The sequence below is a fragment of the Shewanella sp. 11B5 genome, assembly GCF_002836795.1.
In the GTDB taxonomy this organism is placed as follows: Bacteria; Pseudomonadota; Gammaproteobacteria; order Enterobacterales; family Shewanellaceae; genus Shewanella; species Shewanella frigidimarina.
In genome coordinates this window covers 1-1,925 of the sequence record NZ_PJAP01000717.1, presented here as the reverse complement: position 1 = coordinate 1,925, position 1,925 = coordinate 1, and the positions used below count along the sequence as shown (strand labels likewise).

At 41.9% G+C, this 1,925-nt stretch carries 2 protein-coding genes; both read left to right on the top strand.

The annotated features are described in order from the left end of the window. Positions 1-145 precede the first annotated feature (145 nt). Entirely contained in the window at positions 146-1,567 is a 1,422-nt protein-coding gene (locus CXF78_RS15695) for a coniferyl aldehyde dehydrogenase (RefSeq protein WP_011636411.1), read from the top strand. A gap of 162 nt (positions 1,568-1,729) precedes the next feature. Next, a partial coding sequence (locus CXF78_RS15690) for a TetR/AcrR family transcriptional regulator (protein ID WP_257984928.1) occupies positions 1,730-1,925 on the top strand: 196 nt, incomplete at its 3' end.

Sequence of the window (1,925 nt, the reverse complement as noted above, 5' to 3'; positions counted from 1 at the left end):
TTAGTGATCAAAATCAAATCAAAGGCGAAAACTTGCTTTAGATCATAAACAGGCATAACATCAGACCGACTAATCAGTCGGTTTATTAGCTCGAGTAATGTCGGGCTTATAAAATCAATATCGTTATTTTTGCAGGAGATCGAAAATGAATATGGCCGTTGATAATAATCAAACTCAATTACGACAGTTACTTACTGATCAACGAGCACGTTTTCAGTCCAATCCAGCACCTAGTTACCAATCTCGGGTAGATAAATTAACCCAGCTAAAGCAAGCTTTACTTGATTACCAACAGCCTATCATCGATGCATTAATTAATGATTACGGTCACCGCTCGCCAAACGACACCATCATTTCGGATATTATGCCTTGTGTGAATAACATCAATTACACTATCAAGCATCTTAAGTCATGGATGAAACCCAGTCGCCGTCATGCTGGTTTATTACTGTCCCCTTCTAAAGTGTCAGTGCAATATCAGCCCTTAGGCGTAATCGGTATTATTGTGCCGTGGAACTTCCCGGTAATGTTATCTATGGGTCCGCTGACCACCGCCATTGCTGCTGGTAATGGAGCAATGCTGAAAATGTCGGAATTCACTCCGGCAACTAATGCGGTATTGCGCAAGATGCTAGCAACAATTTTTGACTCAAATGAAGTCGAGTTAGTGGAAGGTGAAGCTGATGTAGCCGCAGCATTCTCAGCATTACCATTTGATCATATTCTGTTTACCGGCTCAACCGTTGTTGGCCGCCACGTTATGCGTGCAGCAGCTGATAACCTGACCCCCGTAACATTAGAATTAGGCGGTAAATCTCCAGCCATCATCGCTCCAGACATGCCAATCGACACCGCTGTAGAAAGACTTATTTTTGGCAAATGTTTAAATGCAGGCCAAATTTGTGTCGCACCTGACTATGTATTGTGCCCTGCGGAAAAAGTTGACGCCTTTATTGCTGCTTATCAACGTCGCTTTAATAAAATGTACCCTAATTTCGACACAAACCAAGATTACGGCAATATCATTAATGACCGTCAATACCAGCGTTTGCTGGCGGTGCTAGAAGATGCCAAGGCTAAAGGTGCAACAATCACCTCAGCAATTGATGGTCCAATATCAATAACTCAGCGAAAAATAGCCACCCAGCTAGTCACACATACTACAGACGACATGCTCATCATGCAGGATGAAATATTTGGGCCAATATTGCCCATTATTAGCTATCAGTCGGTGGATGAAGCAATAGGTTATATCAACCGAAATGACCGACCATTAGCCTTGTATCTCATGAGTTTTGAGCAACAAACGCAGCAACAAGTATTGCAGCAAACCCATTCTGGTGGCGTTTGCATTAATGACACTGTATTCCATGTGGCCGCCGATGATGCGCCCTTTGGCGGTATTGGTCCGTCTGGTATGGGGCACTATCATGGCAAGGAAGGCTTCTTAACCTTTAGTCACGCTAAAACCATATTAAACAGTGGCAAAATTAATACAGGCATTTTTGTTCATCCTCCTTATGGCGGGGTGATCCAAAAATTATTGATTAAGTTTTTCTTACGTTAACTCTCCTCATCATCGCGACTGCAAGTATTGCTGTTATTAGCGATACTTGCTTAGCAAAGTTTGTCATAAAAAAGACAAGAGAAATGATCCATAGCTAGATGGATGCATAGCTAAAAATACCAAAGATTAATGGACCATAGATTAAAAAGGCATGTTGACTCAATGAGCAGTAAATCGATTGTGACCACCGATAAAAAACAAGCCATTTTACATTCGGCTTTACAGTTGTTTGTTAACAAAGGCTTCAATGCGACATCGACTGCATCGATAGCCAAAGCGGCTGGTGTGGCAACGGGCACGTTGTTTCATCATTTCCCGACAAAAAAAGACATCATGAATCAGCTTTTTTTATCCATTA

Excerpts from the sequence above, each read along its gene's own strand:
- CXF78_RS15695 (WP_011636411.1), top strand. The coding sequence starts at position 146 with ATGAATATGGCCGTTGATAATAATCAAACTCAATTACGACAGTTACTT.